Source organism: Nostoc sp. (genome assembly GCF_036917315.1).
Classification (GTDB): Bacteria; Cyanobacteriota; Cyanobacteriia; order Cyanobacteriales; family Nostocaceae; genus Nostoc.
In genome coordinates this window covers 1-20,839 of record NZ_JBALDR010000006.1, presented here as the reverse complement: position 1 = coordinate 20,839, position 20,839 = coordinate 1, and the positions used below count along the sequence as shown (strand labels likewise).

General features: G+C 44.5%; 12 protein-coding genes and 1 CRISPR repeat array. Of the genes, 6 read left to right on the top strand and 6 right to left on the bottom strand.

Features of this window, described 5'->3' with window-relative positions; all coding sequences use genetic code 11:
• Positions 1–274 precede the first annotated feature (274 nt).
• The 3 genes from V7K84_RS02580 to V7K84_RS02570 all read right to left on the bottom strand — a co-directional run bounded on the left by V7K84_RS02580 (position 275) and on the right by V7K84_RS02570 (position 2,255).
• Positions 275–1,288 (bottom strand): WD40 repeat domain-containing protein, encoded by a 1,014-nt coding sequence (locus tag V7K84_RS02580; protein ID WP_442940920.1) that lies wholly within the window; start codon positions 1,286–1,288, stop codon positions 275–277.
• Between the two features lie 137 nt (positions 1,289–1,425).
• Entirely contained in the window at positions 1,426–1,719 is a 294-nt protein-coding gene (locus tag V7K84_RS02575) for a hypothetical protein (RefSeq protein ID WP_322659799.1), read from the bottom strand.
• A gap of 365 nt (positions 1,720–2,084) precedes the next feature.
• Complete coding sequence (locus V7K84_RS02570; RefSeq protein WP_099099534.1) at positions 2,085–2,255, bottom strand: hypothetical protein; 171 nt, start codon at positions 2,253–2,255, stop codon at positions 2,085–2,087.
• Positions 2,256–2,736: 481 nt separating this feature from the next.
• Here V7K84_RS02570 and ald point away from each other — a divergent pair, with 481 nt between their 5' ends.
• The 6 genes from ald to V7K84_RS02540 all read left to right on the top strand — a co-directional run bounded on the left by ald (position 2,737) and on the right by V7K84_RS02540 (position 17,329).
• Positions 2,737–3,828 (top strand): alanine dehydrogenase, encoded by a 1,092-nt coding sequence (ald, locus tag V7K84_RS02565; RefSeq protein ID WP_334836105.1) that lies wholly within the window; start codon positions 2,737–2,739, stop codon positions 3,826–3,828.
• Between the two features lie 301 nt (positions 3,829–4,129).
• Positions 4,130–5,025: a CRISPR direct-repeat array (repeat unit 37 nt; unit sequence ATTGCAATTAACTAAAATCCCTATTAGGGATTGAAAC).
• 255 nt (positions 5,026–5,280) lie between these two features.
• Complete coding sequence (locus V7K84_RS02560) at positions 5,281–12,192, top strand: AAA family ATPase (RefSeq protein WP_442940919.1); 6,912 nt, start codon at positions 5,281–5,283, stop codon at positions 12,190–12,192.
• Positions 12,179–12,808: a response regulator transcription factor gene (locus V7K84_RS02555; protein WP_334836101.1), complete on the top strand. Its 630-nt coding sequence runs from the start codon at positions 12,179–12,181 to the stop codon at positions 12,806–12,808. Before V7K84_RS02560 ends, V7K84_RS02555 begins: the two co-directional genes overlap by 14 nt.
• A gap of 246 nt (positions 12,809–13,054) precedes the next feature.
• Positions 13,055–13,648 (top strand): DsbA family protein, encoded by a 594-nt coding sequence (locus tag V7K84_RS02550; protein ID WP_334836100.1) that lies wholly within the window; start codon positions 13,055–13,057, stop codon positions 13,646–13,648.
• Positions 13,649–13,913: 265 nt separating this feature from the next.
• Positions 13,914–16,691, top strand: a complete 2,778-nt coding sequence (locus V7K84_RS02545) for a PAS domain-containing protein (RefSeq protein ID WP_334836098.1) — start codon at positions 13,914–13,916, stop codon at positions 16,689–16,691.
• An 8-nt stretch (positions 16,692–16,699) separates the two neighbouring features.
• Positions 16,700–17,329 (top strand): response regulator transcription factor, encoded by a 630-nt coding sequence (locus V7K84_RS02540; RefSeq protein WP_334836096.1) that lies wholly within the window; start codon positions 16,700–16,702, stop codon positions 17,327–17,329.
• A gap of 324 nt (positions 17,330–17,653) precedes the next feature.
• Here V7K84_RS02540 and tehA read toward each other — a convergent pair whose 3' ends face one another.
• The 3 genes from tehA to V7K84_RS02525 form a co-directional block, all read right to left on the bottom strand.
• Positions 17,654–18,631 carry a dicarboxylate transporter/tellurite-resistance protein TehA gene (tehA, locus tag V7K84_RS02535; RefSeq protein WP_334836094.1) on the bottom strand — a complete coding sequence of 326 codons (978 nt, stop codon included), beginning with the start codon at positions 18,629–18,631 and terminating at the stop codon, positions 17,654–17,656.
• 244 nt (positions 18,632–18,875) lie between these two features.
• The gene (locus tag V7K84_RS02530) at positions 18,876–19,823 is read right to left on the bottom strand and encodes a class I fructose-bisphosphate aldolase (RefSeq protein ID WP_334836092.1); all 948 of its coding nucleotides are present in this window, start codon (positions 19,821–19,823) and stop codon (positions 18,876–18,878) included.
• A gap of 682 nt (positions 19,824–20,505) precedes the next feature.
• Positions 20,506–20,682: a DUF1427 family protein gene (locus V7K84_RS02525; RefSeq protein ID WP_099102416.1), complete on the bottom strand. Its 177-nt coding sequence runs from the start codon at positions 20,680–20,682 to the stop codon at positions 20,506–20,508.
• Positions 20,683–20,839: the final 157 nt, after the last annotated feature.

Genomic DNA, 20,839 nt, shown 5'->3' with positions numbered 1-20,839 from the left:
TGATTTTGACTAGTTATAGCAAAATTCGATCTGAGCTTTGGTTGATTTTTTACTACAAAAACTCTAAAAAGGCAAGACCAAAGTTTAGCAGATACGGGAAATGATTGGGGGAATTTTTCGGCGTTAGCGATAGCCTGACTTTCTACACGAGGTGATAATTTGAGCTATGGCGATTCACAAAGCCTTGAAAGGAGCGTCAAAATGATATCCCCCATTTCTTCAAAGAAATCGGGGATATAGTTTACTATTTCACGATTATTTTGTCCGATCGCTGTTACTTTCGTTTTGTGGGAATCCCCCAAATCTTGATTAGTCGATCGAATCCACCACTGGCAAGAATTTTACCATTGGGACTAAAAGCGATCGCACTTACCCAGTCTGTATGTCCACTCAGTGTATTTATTAACTCACCTGTAGTTAAATCCCACAATTTAATCCCATCTCTACCGGCACTAGCAAGGGTTTGTCCATCGGGATTAAGGGCGATCGCATTTACCCAGTTATTATGTCCTGTAAGGGTACGGACTAATTCTCCAGTATTAATATTCCACAATTTTATGGTGCGATCGCGGCTAGCACTGACTAATGTTTGTCCATCTGGTGTAAAGATCACATCGCTAACAACATTAGAATGAGCTACCAATTCAGTGATTAATTTACCAGTACTCAAATTCCACAGCTTGATTACACCCTTATTATCACCACTAGCCAAGGTCTGTCCATCAGGACTAATGGCCAGAGTATAAATCAAGTTATCAAAACCTACGAGAGTGCCTAAAGGGCGCTGCTGTACCAAATCCCACAGACGAATTCCATCCAAAGCTCCACTGACGAGAACTTTACTATCAGGAGACACTGCTAAAGATAATACGTTACTGGTATGTCCGACAAAAGAGCGGCTAAATTTTAAATTTTTCAGGCTCCAGAGGTTAATTGTATTGTCATCACTACAGCTAGCGAGGGTTTGCCCATCTGGTGAAATCACTAAAGATTCTACGGCTGTTTTGTGTGCTTTGTTAATAGTCGCCAACCTTTTGCCGTTTGCTGAATTCCACAGGCGAATGATACCCTCGTTTTCTGCACCTCCACTCACAAGAATTCTGCTATCTGGACTGAAAGCGAGGGATTTAACGGTTCCGTTATGTCCTTTGAGTGTGTAAAGTAGTTGAGCATTAGCAAAGTTAGTGTTAGCTGGGGGGGAGTTTGGCGTTACTTCTTGAATGGCAGCATGAGCTTGATGAATATAAAACCCTTCCCAGGTACTCACTGGAAGGGCAACAGCTGCCATAAATGCCAGGATAATATACGGCCGCAGAAAATTACCGCCACCTCTTCCCTCACTACTCACTCTTTTTCCTCACTTTTATAGATACAGTTAAACCCAATAAATTTTGCAGAGTTATTTAAGTCATAACTCTGCACATCTTAAAGAGGTGGTTTTTTCTTAGAAACGCTTAACATTGGTAAAGGCGCACTAGAAGAACGAGAGGGCAAATAATGTTGCACTACAGGCTCCTCTGGTAAAGGACGACGCTGCTGGAAACGCCACAACTTAAAGCCTAGCGCTATCCCTGCCGTTCCCAAACCAAAAGCAAACAACGACCAGCTATCATTCAATCCGCCAATCAGGGCATCCATAACACCCATCGTTATCAGTACACTGATTAGTGGCTCTTTTCGGTAGGTTGACTTCAAAAAACGAGGTAATACAGCATTCATCACAGCTTGGTTGGTTCCAGTTCACCTTTTGTGTATATTTACCAAGAATACCTCACCCATAATTTGCCTTTCTCATTCAAGGCAGACACTAATTTATGATTTTTTTAGTAGGGGGAGGAAATTTACTCATTAATCGCCTTGCACATATTAGTTGCAAGTCTATGATATTTCAATCGCTAATAGGTATTTCGATTCCTCTCTTGCTTACATTCTAGGGCAGTTATTTATGAAGAAGTATAATTAATCTATCTAGGGCGAAGTACTCCGCTATTAATTATTGAAGTCAAAACCAACTGGTTGTTCCAGCTGGTTGAAACTCTTTTAATTACTAGTTTACAACTTCAAGATTGTGCTTGTTGATGGCACTACTTCAGACCCAGCCATGATAGCACCCCTTGATTGGTGACATATTCAATCACCAGCATCAAACCAAAGCCAATCATTGCAGCCCGACCATTCAAGCGTTCGGCATATTCGTTAAAGCCAAACTTAGGCTCTTCTAGTTTAGGTGTAATTGTTGGTTGTGTTTGTGTCATTTTTTAAGAAACCTTTTTTTGGCAAACGGGACTTGATATCAGACTTCTGTTAGAAGTCGCGGAAAGTGGGGATAATAGCTACTTACTTTTCATGGTATCTGGAAAACCCCTCTCTAAATCTCTCTCTTAAAATGAAGAGAGACTTTGAATTTTTCAGATAACGTTGAAAAGTCAGGTTAACTTAAAAGCTGATTGCAATGCTGGAATGCCAAGATGCCTTGAGAAATTCAGCAAAAGCTTCCTAGTAGGGAGCTATACAATCGTTCTTTTAATAAATTGTTACTATTCTTTATATATTGTATAAATACTGGGGCAATAGTCAAGGGTAAGAGTTTGGGCTACTCAGATTGAATTAAGAAAGTTAGAACAGAGATTAGGTATTTCTAATCCAGCTATCTCTAATACGGAACTAGCAAGACGGAAGTAGCAAGCTTGAGATTGGAAGGGTACAGTTAAACAAAAAAATTATCAGAGGCGATATATGGAAATCGGCGTTCCCAAGGAAAATAAGGATCAAGAGTTTCGGGTAGGGTTAAGTCCATCTAGTGTGCGGGTGCTGCGAGAAAATGGTCATAGCATCTTCGTCGAGACGCAAGCAGGTAATGGTGCTGGATTCTCCGATGAAGACTACAAAAGTGCTGGAGCCGAAATTGTCCCCACATCAGAAAAAGCTTGGAATCGGGAATTGGTTGTTAAAGTCAAAGAGCCGCTAACCTCTGAGTATAAGTTTTTGCAAAAAGGGCAGGTATTATTTACTTATTTACACTTAGCAGCCGATCGCAAGTTGACAGAGCATTTAATTGATTGTGGCACAACTGCGATCGCCTACGAAACTGTAGAACAACCTGGGGCAAACAGACTACCTTTGCTCACCCCGATGAGCGTGATTGCCGGTCGGCTAGCAGTACAATTTGGAGCCAGATTCCTAGAACGTCAGCAAGGTGGTAGAGGAGTTCTTTTAGGCGGTGTCCCTGGAGTCAAACCAGGTAAAGTAGTAATTTTAGGTGGCGGCGTTGTCGGCACTGAAGCAGCTAAAATTGCTGTGGGCATGGGTGCGATCGTGCAGATTTTAGATGTGAGTGTCGAGCGTTTATCTTACTTGGAAACCCTCTTTGGCTCTAGAGTCGAATTGCTTTACAGCAACTCTGCTCATATTGAAGCTGCTGTCAAAGAAGCCGACTTGCTCATCGGTGCAGTTTTAGTGTTAGGACGTAGAGCGCCAATACTAGTATCTCGTGAATTGGTCAAACAAATGCGTCCTGGTTCGGTGATAGTTGATGTAGCCGTTGACCAAGGCGGTTGTATAGAAACCTTACACCCAACATCCCACACAAATCCCGTATACATTGAAGAGGGTGTGGTGCATTATGGCGTTCCCAATATGCCAGGAGCAGTACCTTGGACGGCAACTCAGGCACTTAATAATAGTACATTACCTTATGTTGTCCAGTTGGCGAATTTGGGAATTTTGGCACTGGAGGTTAACCCAGCATTAGCTAAGGGTGTGAATGTGCAAAATCATCGCTTAGTGCATCCTGCTGTGCAAGAAGTGTTCCCTGATTTGGTAAATTAAGATGCGCAAGGATTAGGCGATCGCTTATTTTAATAGAGGTAGCGATCGCCAATCAGACTAATTTTCTTCCCAAATGCGCGGATGGGTAGGTGTACAAAATGAGAAGGAGCGAAAAAGGCTGTACGCTCCATCTATACAAGACTTTGAGATTAATGGTACTTTAAAACCATCCGCGCACCTTATGGGGAATGGGTTTCAGCGATTTGCATCTTGTGATATTACTATTCCCTATGTTATGATTCGTTCATTCGCGCAACTGAACCTTGAAAACCAAATACTGCAACGCTTTCAGAAGCCAGCGATTGCAATTAACTAAAATCCCTATTAGGGATTGAAACAGCTGGTCAACTCAAACCCGCACTCAGAAGGGGCGAATTGCAATTAACTAAAATCCCTATTAGGGATTGAAACACCAGGAACGATCGCAGTATCAAACTTAGTTAAATTGCAATTAACTAAAATCCCTATTAGGGATTGAAACTTGGGGCGATCGCACCTCCTCATTTCCCCCGCCGGATTGCAATTAACTAAAATCCCTATTAGGGATTGAAACTAAATAGCTTTGGATCTATACCACTGCCATCAATAATTGCAATTAACTAAAATCCCTATTAGGGATTGAAACATTGCAGCTCGAGCCGACAGCAAGGCATCTCAAATTGCAATTAACTAAAATCCCTATTAGGGATTGAAACCCCGTAAAATAGCTGATCCTCTCTGAGCAGGGGTTTAATTGCAATTAACTAAAATCCCTATTAGGGATTGAAACGGGCGATCGCGCTCGTTCTGTCATGACCATTGAATTGCAATTAACTAAAATCCCTATTAGGGATTGAAACCTTGGGATTACTACCCGCAGGTGAAGTTACTCTTATTGCAATTAACTAAAATCCCTATTAGGGATTGAAACTATCGATGGTCGCAAGCACCCAACCCCTCGCATACATTGCAATTAACTAAAATCCCTATTAGGGATTGAAACAGGTAGTTACGTTTTTGGGTGGTCGTCTGGAAGAGATTGCAATTAACTAAAATCCCTATTAGGGATTGAAACTGGTAGTGCTTCCGTAGATGGCGTTCTTGGCGCGGATTGCAATTAACTAAAATCCCTATTAGGGATTGAAACAGCGCGGGGTGAGTTTGACTGGAATAGATATCTTATTGCAATTAACTAAAATCCCTATTAGGGATTGAAACGAAACAAATTAGCTCCATAGCCACCGTCCCTTAACAAAAATTTCCGCTTCTGGTGTCCCGTGCTACGCCAGTTGTCAAATGAGTGCTGTAGAAACGCTCAACATAATTGATACAGCGCTCAACAGAGTTCAGTTAAGGCTCTACAACTGGCTAGAAATGAACAAAACCAAATAGAACCTCAAAAATGAAAAATGTAGATAGCTGGATTGCTGTATAGTTTGGGTTATGCCAGATTATCCTCTCAAGAGTGGCTCTATGATTGCTCTACCTGGTATTGTTATCCAAAACAAAATATTATATGAAAGTTCCAATTCTCTCGTGTACCGGGGCATCAGAGACGATGGAGTAGGGATCGTGGTAAAAATGCTAAAGCTTGATTATCCCTCTCCCCAAGAACTAACCCGCTACAGACAGGAATATAAAATTACCCGTTCCCTCAATTTGGAGGGAGTGGTGAAGGCATATAGTCAGCAAGACTATCAACGCACTCTGGTGATTCTCTTGGAAGATTTTGGGGGAGAGTCATTAGAGGAATGGATGCACAAGCGCCCAGATATCTTCTGCCCTATGCCTTTATCCCAATTTTTAAGTCTTGCGATCGCCATCACCGATATTCTAGGCAGAATCCATGCAGCAAATATCATTCATAAAGATATCAATCCTGGAAACATAGTACTCAATCTGGATACTGGCGTTGTCAAAATTATTGATTTTGGAATTGCCACCCAATTTAACCGCACGAATCCGACTTTCAAAAGTCCTCATGTTTTAGAAGGGACACTTGCATACCTATCTCCAGAGCAAACCGGGCGGATGAACCGTTTGCTCGATTACCGGACTGATTTCTACTCGCTAGGCGTGACATTTTACGAACTGCTAACTGGATATCTGCCGTTTCCCACAACGGATATTCTGGAACTAGTCCATTGTCATATTGCCAAACATCCTATTCCGCCTCATGAAATAAATACAACGATTCCCAAGCCAGTTTCAGATATCATTCTGAAACTGATGGCGAAAAATGCTGAAAATCGCTATCAAAGTGCCTGGGGAATCAAAGCGGATTTAGAAATCTGTGCTGAACAATTAGAAGAAATTGGTCAAATCTCTAGCATTCAACTGGCGCTTCAAGACGCTTCAAGTCAGTTTCAAATTCCCCAAAAACTGTATGGACGGGACAAGGAAGTTGCAATGTTACTGGCGGCGTTTGTTCGCGTAGCGTGTCCAGAATCAAATCGCGTCGCGGCTTTACCAAACAATTCAGAAACGACTTCACAAAGGGAACAAGCGGGTAATCCAAAATTCCGAGTCGAAATGATGTTGGTATCTGGCTATGCTGGCATTGGGAAATCTGCGTTAGTGCAAGAAATCTATAAACCAATCACCCAAAAGCGCGGCTATTTTATCTCTGGTAAATTCGATCAATTTCAGCGCAATATTCCCTACAGTGCGATCGCAGATGCTCTGCAAAAATTGGTACGGCAATTACTTAGTGAACCAGACGAACAAGTGCAACAGTGGCGATCGCTCTTACTTACAGCTTTGGGAAACAACGGACAAATCATCATTGATGTGATCCCCGAAGTTGAATTAATTATCGGCAAGCAGTCACCTTTACCAGAAGTGGGAGCAACTGAAGCTCAAAATCGCTTTCATCGAATTTTTCAGCAGTTTGTACGGGTGTTTTGTTCCAAGTCACATCCCCTTGCGATTTTCTTAGATGATTTGCAGTGGATAGACTCGGCAACGATTAAGTTAATCGAGCTGTTGCTGTTGGATGAGCAAACCCAATCCCTATTTTTAATTGGAGCTTATCGAGATAATGAAGTAAATCCAACGCATCCATTAGCATTAATGCTAGAGAGACTGCGAAAACAAGGGGCAGTACTTCAGGAAATTATCTTAGCACCCTTAACGCTTGAGCCGTTGAATCAGTTGATTGCCGAGACGCTGCATCGGAATGCAGACATGGTTCGTCCCTTAGCTGAGTTAGTTTTGCGTAAAACTGAGGGCAATCCGTTCTTTGTCAATGAATTTTTGAGAATGCTGTATAGCGAGAATCTGCTGACATTTGATGCTGAACACTTATGCTGGCAATGGAACATAACTGATATTCAAGCCCAGAATATTACCGATAATGTGGTGGAGTTGATGCTTCACAAGTTGAAGAAACTGCCAGAAAATACACAGCAAATTCTCCAGTTAGCTGCTTGCGTCGGCGCTGAATTTAATTTAAATACTTTATCGATTGTTTGCGATCAACCACCTGAAACGATTTTTCAAGATTTACTAACAGCCATACAAGTTGGATTAATTCAACCACTATCTGAATTAGATGAAAACTTGTTAATTCAAGAGTATAAGTTCTTGCACGATCGCGTGCAGCAAGCCTCATATACCTTAATCGATGAGTCGCAAAAACAAGTTGTTCATTTACAAATTGGTCGCAATCTCCTCGGAAAAATTTTGCCAGAGCGACTATCAGACCGACTGTTTGAAATTGTCGATCATCTGAATCATGGAATTGAGCTTGTTGCAGATCAACCAGAACGCAATGAAATTGCTAAATTAAATTTAATCGCAGGACAGAAAGCAAAAGCTGCGATCGCCTATAGTGTGGCTAAAAACTATTTAGCTAGAGCAAGAGCATGGCTAGCAGACTCCAGTTGGCAAACTAACTATGAGCTGACCTTAGAGTTATATACAGAAACAACAGAAGTCGCGTATTTGTGTGGCGAGTTTGAGCAGGTAGAATCCTGGGCGGCGATCGTTCTGCAAGCAGCTAAAACGGTTCTCGACATCGTGAAAGTTTACGAAGTCAAAATTCAAACTGACATCGCGCAGAACCAGCTATTAGAAGCAATCAACACTGGATTGCAAGTTTTGCAGCAACTGGGAATCAGTTTTCCTGAAACGCCAACTCAGTCAGACATTCAGCTTGAGCTAGACGCGATCGCATCACTCATTGGTGAGAAGCCAATCGAGGACTTGCTCCATTTGCCGGAAATGACCGAACCGGACAAGTTAGCGGCGATGCAAATCTTATCAAGCATCACGATCGCTGCCTATGTTGCGGCTCCTAATTTGATGCCTCTGCTTGTGTCTAAACAAGTAAACTTATCAATTCAATCTGGTAATGCTGTTGTATCTCCCTTTGCCTATGCTTTTTACGGATTAATTCTTTGTGGAACGAGTGGGAACATTGAGATTGGATACGAGTTTGGACAACTTGCGCTAAATCTATTGTCACACCTTAATGTTCATTCTCTCAGAGCTAGAACATTACTCATTGTGAATAACTTTATTATTCATTGGAAAGAGCATATTAGAAACACAATCCAGCCCTTGCTAGAAGCCTACCAAAGAGGTTTAGAAGTTGGAGATTTAGAGTTTGCTGCTTATTGCGCTCATTGTTATTGCTTCCAATCCTACGCAGTTGGAAAGGAACTCGCAGAAGTTGAGCGCGAGATGACGAAATACAGTGAAGCAATTCGTCAAATAAAACAGAAAACGGCGCTAACCTGGAACAAAATATATCAGCAGACGATCGCAAATTTGATGGGCTTTTCGGTCAGCCTAACTCGCCTAGTTGGCGAATTCTACAACGAAGAAAAGGGATTGCCACAACATGAAGTAACAAATGATGGAACGGCAACCTTTGATGTCTATTTCCATAAACTTTTCCTGTGCTACCTATTTTCTGAGTATGCTCAGGCAGTTAAAAACTCAACCATAGCAGAACGTTATTTAATCCAAATAACAGGCACACCTATTGCTCCTTTTTACTATCTATATGATGCGCTGGCAAGACTCGCCATATACTCTGAAAGCAGCCCTCAAGTGCAGGAGGAACTCCTTAAAAAAGTTACGGTTAGTCAGGAGAAAATGAAGCAATGGGCACACTATGCGCCAATGAATTGTTTGCATAAATATCATTTGGTGCAAGCAGAGATTGCACGAGTTTTGAGTCAGTGGTTTGAAGCAGAGGAATTTTATGAACAAGCAATTCAAGGAGCTAGGGAAAATGAATATATCCAGGAAGAGGCGTTAGCTTATGAATTAGCTGCTAAACATTATCTGGTGCGAGGTCGGCAAAAGATCGCCCAAACCTATATGAAAGAAGCTCACTACTGTTATGAACGGTGGGGAGCAACTGCGAAAGTCAAAGATTTAGAAACTCGCTATCCGCAGCTATTTCCTGAACAGTCGAGCTTGGCTTCCACACCAATCTGCACTACTGCTGGAACCACCTCTAATAGCTCACACATCGCTTTTGATTTAACGGCAGTAATGAAGGCAATTCAGGCGATTTCGAGTGAAATTGAACTAGATAATCTGCTCCGTTCCTTGATGAAGATATTAATCGAAAATGCTGGCGCACAAACAGGTTCTCTGATTTTAGAAAACTCAGGAAAATGGGTGATTGAAGCGTCTAGTGAACTTAATGAGGGTGAGAATGTCTATGCTACACAAGTGCTGCAATCTATCCCAACTGCAAATCATCTACCTGAATCAATTATTAATTATGTTATTCGTACTCATGAATCTGTCATCTTAAATGATGCTACTCGTGAAGGTAATTTTATTAATGAGCCATATATTCAACAGAATCAAACTCAATCAATTTTATGTTTACCTCTGCTTAATCAAAGTAAGCTAGTGGGCGTGTTGTATCTAGAAAATAAATTAGCGGCTGGAGCATTTACACCAGAGCGGGTCTCCTTTGGAGACGCTACACGATCGCAAGTTCTGAATTTACTTTCTACTCAAGCAGCGATCGCGATCGAAAATGCCAAACTCTACTCGAAACTACGCGCTAGCGAAAGTCAGATAAATCAATTTCTAGAAGCGGTTCCAGTGGGAATTGCAGTCTTGGATGCGACTGGTTGCCCTTACTATGTCAATCAGCAGGGAATTGAGCTGATGGGTAAAGGCGTTGATCCTACCGTAACATCAGATCATCTTGCAGAGGTTTATCAAGTTTACCTGGCTGGAACGGATCAAAACTGTTCCCCTGAGAAGATGCCAATTGTCCAAGCGTTGAAAGGCGAACGTACAAGAACGGATGATTTAGAGATTCACCAAGGCGAGACTATTATTCCCATTGAGGCATGGGGAACGCCAATCTTTGACGAAAATGAGAACGTGGCTTACGCGATCGCAGCCTTTCAAGACATCACAGAGCGTAAACAAACCGAACATCTCTTAGCCAATTACAATCGTACCCTGGAGCAACAAGTAGCCCAACGAACGGCAGCTTTACAGCAAAGCGAAGCAGAATTGCGCGGTCGAGAACAAGAATTACGGCTGATCACGGACGCTCTACCGGCTCTGATCGGTTATGTGGATGCCAATCGATGCTATCAATTTATCAACCGTACCCATGAGGTTTGGTTTAGCCGTAACCGTGATGAGATTCTGGGCAAATCTGTTCATGAACTTTTAGGTGAGACGGTTTATCAACGGTTTGAGCCGTCTATTAATCAGGTATTTGAAGGGCAAACTGTAATCCTGGAAGCAGAAATTCCTTCTTCGCTTGGTAGACACTGCATCAGTGCGACCTTGATCCCCGATTTTGATCGCAATGCTCAAGTGAGAGGCTTCTACAGTCTCATGACAGATATTAGCGAACGCAAAAAAGTAGAAGAAGTGTTGCGTCAGTCCGAGGCTCAGTTTCGCGAACAGGCAATCCTCTCCGATTTTCGCGCTGATGTGGATAGTGCCTTGGCTCAAAGTGCTAGTTTGCCCTTGATACTGCATCGCTGTGCCCAAGCCGTTGTTAAGCACTTTAATGCGGCCTTTGCTCGGATTTGGACGCTAAATAAAGACAATAATGTTTTGGAGTTACAAGCCAGTGCGGGGATGTATACCCGTCTTGACGGTGAATACAGTCGAATTCCTCTAGGTAGCCTCAAAGTTGGACGAATTGCTCAGGAACGCAGTCCTCTGTTGACTAACAATGTGTTTGATGAATCATCCATTGATAAAGAATGGGCAAAACGAGAAGGCATGGTGGCATTTGCAGGCTATCCGATACTGCTGGATGAGCAGCTTGTTGGAGTTATAGCGATGTTTACTCGACATCCCATTCCGTCGTCCAACTTTGAGGCGTTGGAGTTTTCAGCCCGCGAGATTGCATTAGGAATTAGACGCAAACAGGCAGAAGAAGCGTTGCAAGCCTCCGAAGCAGAACTTCGGGCGCTCTTTTGTGCAATGCCCGATCCGCTCTTGGTAGTAAATGCAGAAGGGCGGATTTTGAGAGCAACCCTGATCGAATCAGAGAAATTATCTAACCCGATTGACGAACAGGTGGGTCGAACATTTTCCGAAATTTTTGAGCGATCGCAAGCCGAGACATTTCTTGTCTGTATTCGGCAAGCATTAAGCACTCAGCAGCCCCTAACGGTTGAGTATAGCTCGATCGTGGGAGGGTGGAAAACCTGGTTTGCAACTCGCATCTCGCCCATCTCAGAACATTCTGTCATTTGGCTAACAAGAGATATTAGCGATCGCAAACGAGCCGAAGAAGCCTCCATTCTAGAAGAGCGCAATCACATGGCACGGGAAATTCACGACACTTTAGCCCAAGCCTTTACAGGTATTATCATTCATGCTCGCTCTGCCTCCAATAAGGTAACGGCAGACCCAGAAAAAGCGCAAACTCTCCTCACTCAGATCCTCGACTTAGCCCGTTCTGGGCTTGCGGAGGCACGTCGTTCAGTAGAGGCACTACACCGCCCATACCTTTTAGAGAGCAGTAACTTACAGGATGCCTTACGCCGTCTTGCTGCTGAATTAGACTCCTCGATCGCAACCCAAATCGTCTACGAAGTCATGGGTACACCCTATCCCCTATCCTCCGATCTGGAAAATAATCTGTTTCGGATTGGGCAGGAAGCTTTGACAAATGCAATCAAACATGCTAAGGCAAGTGAAATCCACATTGAACTGATCTATGAACCGACCCAATGCAGCTTGCGAATTAAAGACGATGGGCAGGGATTTAATGTAGAAAACCAGGCGATGCAGAATGGCTTTGGTCTACTGGGGATGGCAGAACGGGCTGAACGCATTAGAGCCGAATTAAAGATTCAAAGTGACTTAGAGCAAGGGACAGAAATCGCGGTATCCATTAATCGGGGATTAAGTCAGTATGAATCAGCCTAGTAGCATTCGCGTTCTGGTTGTGGACGATCATCCTGTTGTCCGCCAGGGTTTGATTGGAATGTTAGAGGAGGCTCCAGATATTGTCATTGTTGGTCAGGGGCGAAATGGGCATGAGGCGATCGCAGTTTTTCAGCAACAGCAACCTGATGTGACTTTGATGGATTTACGGATGCCCGACATGGGAGGTGTTCAGGCGATTACGCTTATTTGCAATGAGTTTTCCAATGCCCGAATTATTGTGCTGACCACGTATGACACCGATGAAGAGATTTATCGAGGATTACGAGCCGGGGCAAAGGGTTATTTACTGAAGGACTCTGAGCCAGAGGAATTATTGACAGCAATTCGGACAGTGACCAGGGGACAACAGTATATTCCCCTCAACGTGGCTGCCAAGCTAGTCCAACGGATGACTGCTCCAGAACTGAGCGATCGTGAGTTAGAAGTTCTCAAGTTAGTCGGACAGGGCATGAACAACCAGGAAATTAGCACTGCTCTCAATATTAGTGAAAGTACAGTGAAGACTCATATCAACCGAATTTTAAGCAAGCTAGATGTCAAAGATCGTACCCAGGCAGCCATTATTGCGTTGAAACGCGGAATTGCTAGCTTGTGAACTACCTACACCGATCTAACTTTTATTCTCTGAGGCAATCAAACCTGAGTTTGATTCGTTCTACTCCCTCAAATTGACTCATCCTCAATCATTTTGTTGATTAAAATACAGACCCTGAATTGACGACAAGCCTAAGCAAGTCTCATACATTAAACTCATACAAATAATTATAGGCTTGAAGGAAAGAAATTTCAGAGTGCAGACGATGAATCTCTTTTCCTCGAAAATTTAAAATGAGGGTTTAGAATGAGCGATGTTATTTCTGGCGACCCTTGCGGTAACTGCGAAGCAGAGCGCGATCAATTAGTTGTACTTCCTTCTGAGCAAGACCATCGACAAGGATCGTTGAATGCTCGCGTTGTGCTTGTTGAGTATGGGGATTATCAGTGTCCCCAATGTAGTGAACTTTATACCTCAATTCAGGCAATTCAACGCCAGCTTGAGGCGACCTTATTCGGGAGAGATTCTCTATGCTTTGTATTCCGACATTTTCCTCAAACTCAAATCCATCCTCAAGCTCAAAAGGCAGCAGCAGCGACAGAAGCAGCAGCAACACAAGGGCAGTTTTGGCAGATGCACGAGATGTTATTGAAGCATCAGCAAAAGCTAGAAGATGGGTATTTAGCAGAATACGCTGACAATTTAGGGCTTGATGTAACTCAGTTTATTCGAGACATTGCCCAAAAAGTGTATGTCGATCGCATCAATCAAGACATTGCCAGTGGAATCGATAGTGGGGTAGTTAGCACTCCAGCTTTATTTATCAATGGTGTGCGTTATAAAGACGCTTTAGAGCTTGAGCCATTACTTGTTGCGATCGTTGGAGCTTCTCATGGCTAGTATTTTCGTCATTGAAGAAGGCAGAAGGCAGAGGGCAGAAGGTTTACATCAGTTGGGGATTCCGACCCCTCCTGAACAAGAGCCACTGAATAAGAATTCAGTGAGGGCCTTAAACCCTTGTTCCCAACTCTTGGAGACGCTGCGCGAACGGTCACAGCAGAAGTCAGGAGTCAGAATTACCTTCTGCCTCCTGCCTCCTGCCTTCTGCCTTTCTTCAATAAATGGACTAACGTGCGCGAACTGCCCTAAATGAGGAATCTGATTGATGAGCAGTCTTCTCAAGCAAGTTGTAGCTCAAGTTTCCAGAACAGTACCATTGCAGACGGTTTTGATTGTGCCGTTTGTGCTGCAAACTTTGGTGACAGTCGGCTTAGTGGGGTATTTTTCCTTCCAAAATAGACAGGAAGCCATCAACGATCTCACCAGTCAACTGCGGCGCGAACTGACGAACCGGATCGAAGGCAAACTACAAACCTATACCGAGATACCCCATAACATCAATCGGCTCAATGCCAGCACCTTCGCTCAGGGAAAAATTGACCCTAGCGCAGTCAAAGGTGAGTTTCCACTCTGGCAGCAAATTCAGATTTATCCAATGGTGAGTGATATCTACTGTGGCGATCGCAAAGGTTCTCTTCTAGGGGTGCGACGTAGCCCTGCCGATCGCTCAATTGAACTGCGGTCGAGTAATGTTGCTACAGATCGTAAACTCTACGGCTACAGCCTCGATCGCAATGGTCAGCGAGACCAGTTAATCAGTCAAGGCAACAAAGCCTTCGATGCGCGGGTTCGTCCCTGGTATAAAGCAGCAGTGACGGCAGGCGAACCAAGCTGGAGTGGAATCTATGCCGACTTTGCTAGCGAGTTGCCAACGATCACCGCCAGTACGCCTGTCTATAGCACTGCCGATCGATCGCTGTTGGGAGTCTGTGCCACCGATGTATTTCTGCCTAATGAGATGAGCCGTTTTTTGGCTAGCCTGCAAATTGGCAAGAAAGGCATCGCCTTTATTCTAGAGCGATCGGGGCAACTGGTTGCCACCTCCACCGGAGAGGCGATCATAAGTGGTGGGGCGGCAGCAAATCGATTGTCCGCAGTTGAGAGCCGTAACCCTACCGTGCGAGCTACTGCTGCCTATTTGCGCGAGCATTTCAGCGATTTGTGGCAGATCCAGACTGCGGAACAGCTTGATTTTAAGTTCGATGGCAGGCGGCAGTTGATTCAGGTGATGCCATTCAAAGATACTCGTGGGCTAGACTGGCTGATTGTCACGGTGTTGCCTGAATCCGATTTCATGGCCAAGATTAATCAAAGCATCCGCACGACGATTCTGCTTTGTATTGCGGTTTTGTTGCTTGGCATTGTAATCTGCATTTTGATTGCCCGATGGATTGCTAAACCGATTGTCAGCGTCAGTCAATCGGCAAAAGCGCTAGCAGACGGTGCATGGAATCAGACAGTAGAAATTGAGCGATCGGGCGATTTGGGCGAACTGGCTCGATCGTTCAACCAGATGGCACAGCAGCTTCAAATCGCATTTGCCAAAATGCAGTCTTTAAACCAGACCCTCGCCCAAAGTGAAACCCGCCTCCAGAAAATTTTAGAGTCGGTTCCGGTAGGAATTGTAGTTATGGATGCAACAGGTCGCCCTTATTACGCAAATCAGAAGGCAATCCAACTCTTGGGCAAGAGCGTGCTGCCGTCTGTCACCCCAGAGCAAATTGTCGAGGTCTATCAACTCTATGTGGCAGGAACCGATCGCCCCTACCCAACCGAACAACTGATGATTAAGCGAGCGCTAAACGGCGAACAGGGCAGTGTGGATGATATCGAAATTCACCAGGGGAATCGCATCATTCCGATCGAAAGTTGGGGAACTCCAATTTTTGATGAGTCTGGCAACATTCTGTATGCGATCGCAGCCTTTCAAGACATCACCGAACGTAAACAAGCAGAGAAGCTTTTAGCAGAATACAATCGCACCCTAGAGCAACAAGTTGCAGAACGAACCACAGCATTGCAGGCAAACGAAGCAGAGCTACGCGGCGTCTACGAGGAGCTTCGCTTACAGGAGCAGGAATTACGACTGATTGCCGACGCTCTACCCGTTCTGATTAGCTACGTCGATGCCAATCGCTGCTTTCAATTTATCAACCGTACCTATGAAGTTTGGTTCAACCGTAGCCGTGAGGAAATTTTGGGCAACCCTGTTCGCCAACTGCTCGGTGAGGCGGTTTATGAACGGATTGAGCCGTATATTAATCAGGTGTTTGCAGGGCAAACTGTCCTTCTAGAAGCAGAAATCCCTTTTCGGGATGATAAGCGGTGCATCAGCGCCACCTTTATTCCTGATTTCGATGACAATGCTCAGGTAAGAGGTTTCTACAGTCTCATGACAGACATTAGCGATCGTAAACGAGCTGAACACACTTCTATCTTAGAAGAGCGTAACCGGATGGCGCGAGAAATTCATGATACACTAGCTCAATCTTTCACAGGTATTCTGCTTCAGGTTGGAGCAGCAACACAAGTGCTGGCGGATGACCCGGAAGCAACCCAAGTACATCTGGAAATGATTGAGGAACTAGCACGCGGTGGGCTAGCAGGGGCACGGCGATCCGTATCAGCACTCCGTCCGCGGCTACTAGAAGAAGGTAATTTAGAGAGTGCCTTGCATCGGATTGTGGCTCAAATGCGATCGACGACCGACACGGCTCTGATTTGCGAAACTCAGGGTATAGCCTATTCTTTATCAATCGAAGTGGAGAATAACTTACTCAGAATTGGGCAGGAAGCATTAACCAATGCGATTAAATACGCAAGTGCTGGCGAAATTCGGGTTGAGTTAGTGTACAACGAAACACAGTGTATCTTACGGGTTAAAGACGATGGCAGGGGCTTTGGAGTAGGTAGCACTCCTTTGAGCGGTGGGTTTGGCTTATTAGGAATGAGCGAACGGGCAGAGCGCATTGGCGCACAACTAACAATTCAAAGCCAACCAGGTCAAGGAACAGAAATTATTGTCACCATCAATCGAGTGTGAAAATTACAATGAGCCAATCCACTACGATTCGAGTGCTGATTGTTGACGACCATGCCATAGTCAGAAAGGGTCTGGCAACCATCATTAACCGCGATCCAGAAATGACAGCGATCGCTCAAGCTGAAGATGGGCAGCAGGCGATCGAGGCGTTTCGAGAATACCAACCTGATGTCACACTAATGGATTTACGAATGCCCAAAATGGGAGGTGTTGAAACCATTATGGCGATTTGTGGTGAATTTAAGCAGGCTCGAATCGTGGTACTTACAACCTACGATGGCGATGAAGATATCTATCGCGGTTTACAGGCAGGCGCTCAAGGCTATCTGCTTAAAGATTCTAAACTTGGCGAACTTTTGAATGCGATTCGCGCTATTCATAATGGTCAGAAATACATTCCGCCAGAAGTGGGCGCAAAATTATTGCAGCGAATGAGCAATCCAGAACTTAGTGAACGAGAGTTGGAAGTGCTGCGTTTGATGGCAAAAGGAATGGGTAATCAAGAAATTGGGACTGCTTTGATTATTGGTGAAAGTACCGTCAAATCGCATGTAAATCGGATTTTAAGCAAACTGGGAGTGAGCGATCGCACACAAGCCGTAATTACTGCTGTTAAGCGTGGGATTGTCAGTTTGTAACAGGACTTACGCAAAATTATGAAAAAACGAACCGCAATCGCGCAGCGTCTCGTTAGAGAAGAACGCATTCGCGTAGCGTCTCGTAGAGAAGAACGCGAAGGAAAGAGGGTTTCAGAGAGTTATTGCGTAAGTCCTATGTAAGTGGGGAAAAGAAGGGAAGGGAATCTTTACAAAGAAAGGCAGGAGGCAGAGGGTAGAAGGCTTTAATGAAAGAAGTATTAATGAAAACTTTAGTTGTGGGTTATTACCCATTAGTATAAAAAGATTTGTGTCGATTTAACTATTAGTTAAACATAACAGGTATTGAAGAATCATGAATGATCGTTAGCTTAGTAATTTTCCACGCAGCAAGAGCCGCACTGTCCCTAGAGCAATACTGCCGATCGCAATATTTGCACCCATGAATAGCAGTAGTGCCAATTCTTGGATCATTCCAGCCATGCCGCGTTCAACAAGGCGCAGGGATGCCAGCGACAAGGCGGCAATGCCGAGGGTGAATGCCCAGTAGGTAGCTGTAAAGGGTTGTTGAAACAACCACGGTAGCAGCCGCAGTAGAATCAGCGCTTGCAACAGTCCATAACCGAAGAGGAACTGAGCAAAGGCATCGGGCTGACCACTGGTGAGACTCAAATAAGCAACACAGCCAACAGCAGGGGGGGCAAGTTGAATGCCCAGCGTTGGACGTAGTGGTTTAGGCAATGCTTCTAACAAGTAGAGGCGCTGCATAATCATCGACTCCAGTGCTAGCCACGAAAACAGCCCTCCTCCAAAAAACAACTGGCCCCACTCTCGATAACCGAGGGTACTAGCAACGATCGCACTGACAAAACTACCCGCGACTGTAGAGAGGTAGAGAATGGGTGTAATTATTTCTGGCTTATGTCCTCCCATCCATAGCTGACCGGAACGATACACGCCAAAGCTTAACTGACCAATTGTACCGACAACAAATAATGTGATGGCGATCGCACGAGAGTAGGGTGCGATCGCTAGCGCCACAAGTATCGTAGACACAGGCACTAAGCTGATAAAGCAACACAAAATAGGATGCTCAAATTCAGCTAAGGCATCTGCTCTCGCCCACAGCCATTTACCCACATAAAGCACCAACAACACGAGCCAGATTGCAATTGTCAGCAACATAATTGCTTCGCTAATCCAGGTAGGCAAGTGCCAAAGTTTAGCAGCTACTCGCCAGCAACTACCTAATCCTGCCAAACCCAGAATCATGCCAAAAAAAGAAGCAGGAATGATGGCACGATAATTTTTCAATAGGGTAGGCTTTGGACGGGATTTTCTCATGATCTAGCTTTCCTGGCAGCAGTAGAGAGATGCAAGCGATGAAAAAAGTCAGGCATATTGGGGTAGGGAAGATTGCTTCAAGGTGAGAAATCCGGGTGTAAGCTAAAAATCTTTTAATTTGCATCCTCCAAAAAATAAATCTCTTGTGGGGTGGGCATCTTGCCCGCCCTAGTTGTGCAAATTAAATGCGCGACAGCTTAATAGAGACAACAAACCCAATTTTTAGGCTGTTTTGATAGACAAATTAGGTCAGTGCAGGAGTGCGAATGGTCTCAGACTGTCCACTGTAAATATCCATGATTGTGTTGAGCAATCGCAGTGCATCTGGCTTGGAACGCTGGAAAGAATTGCGTCCGATAATCGAACCAAATCCATGTCCGGCATGAATGGCACGAACTTCATTGAGGAAAGCATCATCACTGTCGATCGGCCCACCCGAAAAAATGACAATCCGCCGTCCGTTAAAAGCACATTGCACCACATGATGCACTCGTTCAGATAATGTTGCGATCGGAATTTGCTCTTGCTCATACACCTTGCGGGCTGCATCCTGTTCAACGTGTTCGTTGGGCAGTTTCACTTTGATGATGTGAGCGCCCAATTGAGCCGCAATCTGAGCCGCATAGCCAATCACATCGATCGCTGTCTCACCCACTTTACTTAAACCCGACCCCCGCGCATAAGACCAAATCATCACGACCAATCCATGCCGCTTTGCTACCTCGGCACAGGCTCGAATCTGCTGATACATCTCAAACCGATGGGCTGAACCTGGATAGATAGTGAAACCGATCCCCACACATCCTAACCTCAGCGCATCCTCCACGCTGCCAGTGAGTGCTTGCGTTGGGTCTGACTCAGCTAGTAACATATCGCGATCGTTGGCTTTCAGAATTAGGGGAATTTCACCTGCAAATTCTCGCGCTCCCGCTTCCAAAAATCCTAAAGGTGCGGCATAGGCATTGCATCCTGCTGCGATCGCTAACTCAAAATGATAGCGAGGATCATAGGCTGGTGGATTGGGCGCAAAACTGCTAGCTGGCCCATGCTCAAAGCCTTGATCCACAGGCAGCATGACGACTTTGCCAGTTCCAGCTAGTTTGCCATGATTCAGCAACCGGGCTAAATTAGTCAACGTTCCGGGATTGTCGCTGCCATACCAACTGAGAATTTCTTTTACTCGATGAGTCATTGTGTTTCTCCTAAAATTATTGTTTGGTAAAACTTTTTTCCTTTGGGCTTACGACATATCTTGCCAACAGCGTCGGCAAAACCAATGCATCTGATGGTGACGAATGTGCCGCAGGAGTAAACTAGTGGTCTATCGCATTAATTCTGACAAGTAGAGAAATTCTTCAAATTCTCTTCTTTCCTTCTTCCTTCGCGTACTTCGCGTCTTCGCGGTTCGTTCTCTTATCCCTCAAATTTAATGCGATAGACCACTAGTAGTCTGGCAAGTCAACTTTGCATGGTGGTTAGCAGAGGGGCAGAGGGGCAGAGGGGAAAGAACTTGGTATTTGCCTCTCCTCTGCTCCCCTGCTCCCCTGCTCCCCTGCTCCCCTGCACCTCTGCCCAAGAGCTTGCCACCACGCAAAGTTACCTTGCCAGACTACTAGAACAGCATAGACAGACTGTTTCATTCATTGCAGCGCTAAAGCGTTGATCGAAGACGCTTTTTGCGGATGTCTGCGGCATTGCTTCCTAAAATAAACTGTTCGACTGCATTGGCGAATTTTTCCTCTTCGTAAGCTAATCAGCATTTAAGTTGCATAAAAGCAGGGCTGAAGCCCTTACTACGAGCGAATCATTCTAGAAAAATGAATGACGATTAGCTTAGGATGTCGTTACGAACTGAGCTTGCTTTTGCACTATAGTTATTGTTTCATCAGAAGTCTGGCAATAATTTCGTAGCAATAACCACCGAGCAATACACCGGCTGCTCCAATTAACCCCATAAGTGGAGGAACAGGTGCGGGTAGCTTTGTCGCCATAAACACCACACCGATAATCCAGCCACCTAATAGAGATAAACCTGCTTGTTTAAAATCCATTACAATTGCCCCTGCTTTCAACTCCCACCGTTTCCGCCATAGTAATCTGCACGTAGTCGATATTATTAAGCTGTTGTGCTTTTAATTTGCACAAACAGCATTTCCCTTGTTTTTTATTTTTCTTCCCCATTTAATAATAAGCTCTCCATCATTTAAG

Excerpts from the sequence above, each read along its gene's own strand:
- V7K84_RS02580 (WP_442940920.1), bottom strand. The coding sequence starts at position 1,288 with ATGGCAGCTGTTGCCCTTCCAGTGAGTACCTGGGAAGGGTTTTATATT.
- V7K84_RS02575 (WP_322659799.1), bottom strand. The coding sequence starts at position 1,719 with ATGAATGCTGTATTACCTCGTTTTTTGAAGTCAACCTACCGAAAAGAG.
- V7K84_RS02570 (WP_099099534.1), bottom strand. The coding sequence starts at position 2,255 with ATGACACAAACACAACCAACAATTACACCTAAACTAGAAGAGCCTAAG.
- ald (WP_334836105.1), top strand. The coding sequence starts at position 2,737 with ATGGAAATCGGCGTTCCCAAGGAAAATAAGGATCAAGAGTTTCGGGTA.
- V7K84_RS02560 (WP_442940919.1), top strand. The coding sequence starts at position 5,281 with ATGATTGCTCTACCTGGTATTGTTATCCAAAACAAAATATTATATGAA.
- V7K84_RS02555 (WP_334836101.1), top strand. The coding sequence starts at position 12,179 with ATGAATCAGCCTAGTAGCATTCGCGTTCTGGTTGTGGACGATCATCCT.
- V7K84_RS02550 (WP_334836100.1), top strand. The coding sequence starts at position 13,055 with ATGAGCGATGTTATTTCTGGCGACCCTTGCGGTAACTGCGAAGCAGAG.
- V7K84_RS02545 (WP_334836098.1), top strand. The coding sequence starts at position 13,914 with ATGAGCAGTCTTCTCAAGCAAGTTGTAGCTCAAGTTTCCAGAACAGTA.
- V7K84_RS02540 (WP_334836096.1), top strand. The coding sequence starts at position 16,700 with ATGAGCCAATCCACTACGATTCGAGTGCTGATTGTTGACGACCATGCC.
- tehA (WP_334836094.1), bottom strand. The coding sequence starts at position 18,631 with ATGAGAAAATCCCGTCCAAAGCCTACCCTATTGAAAAATTATCGTGCC.
- V7K84_RS02530 (WP_334836092.1), bottom strand. The coding sequence starts at position 19,823 with ATGACTCATCGAGTAAAAGAAATTCTCAGTTGGTATGGCAGCGACAAT.
- V7K84_RS02525 (WP_099102416.1), bottom strand. The coding sequence starts at position 20,682 with ATGGATTTTAAACAAGCAGGTTTATCTCTATTAGGTGGCTGGATTATC.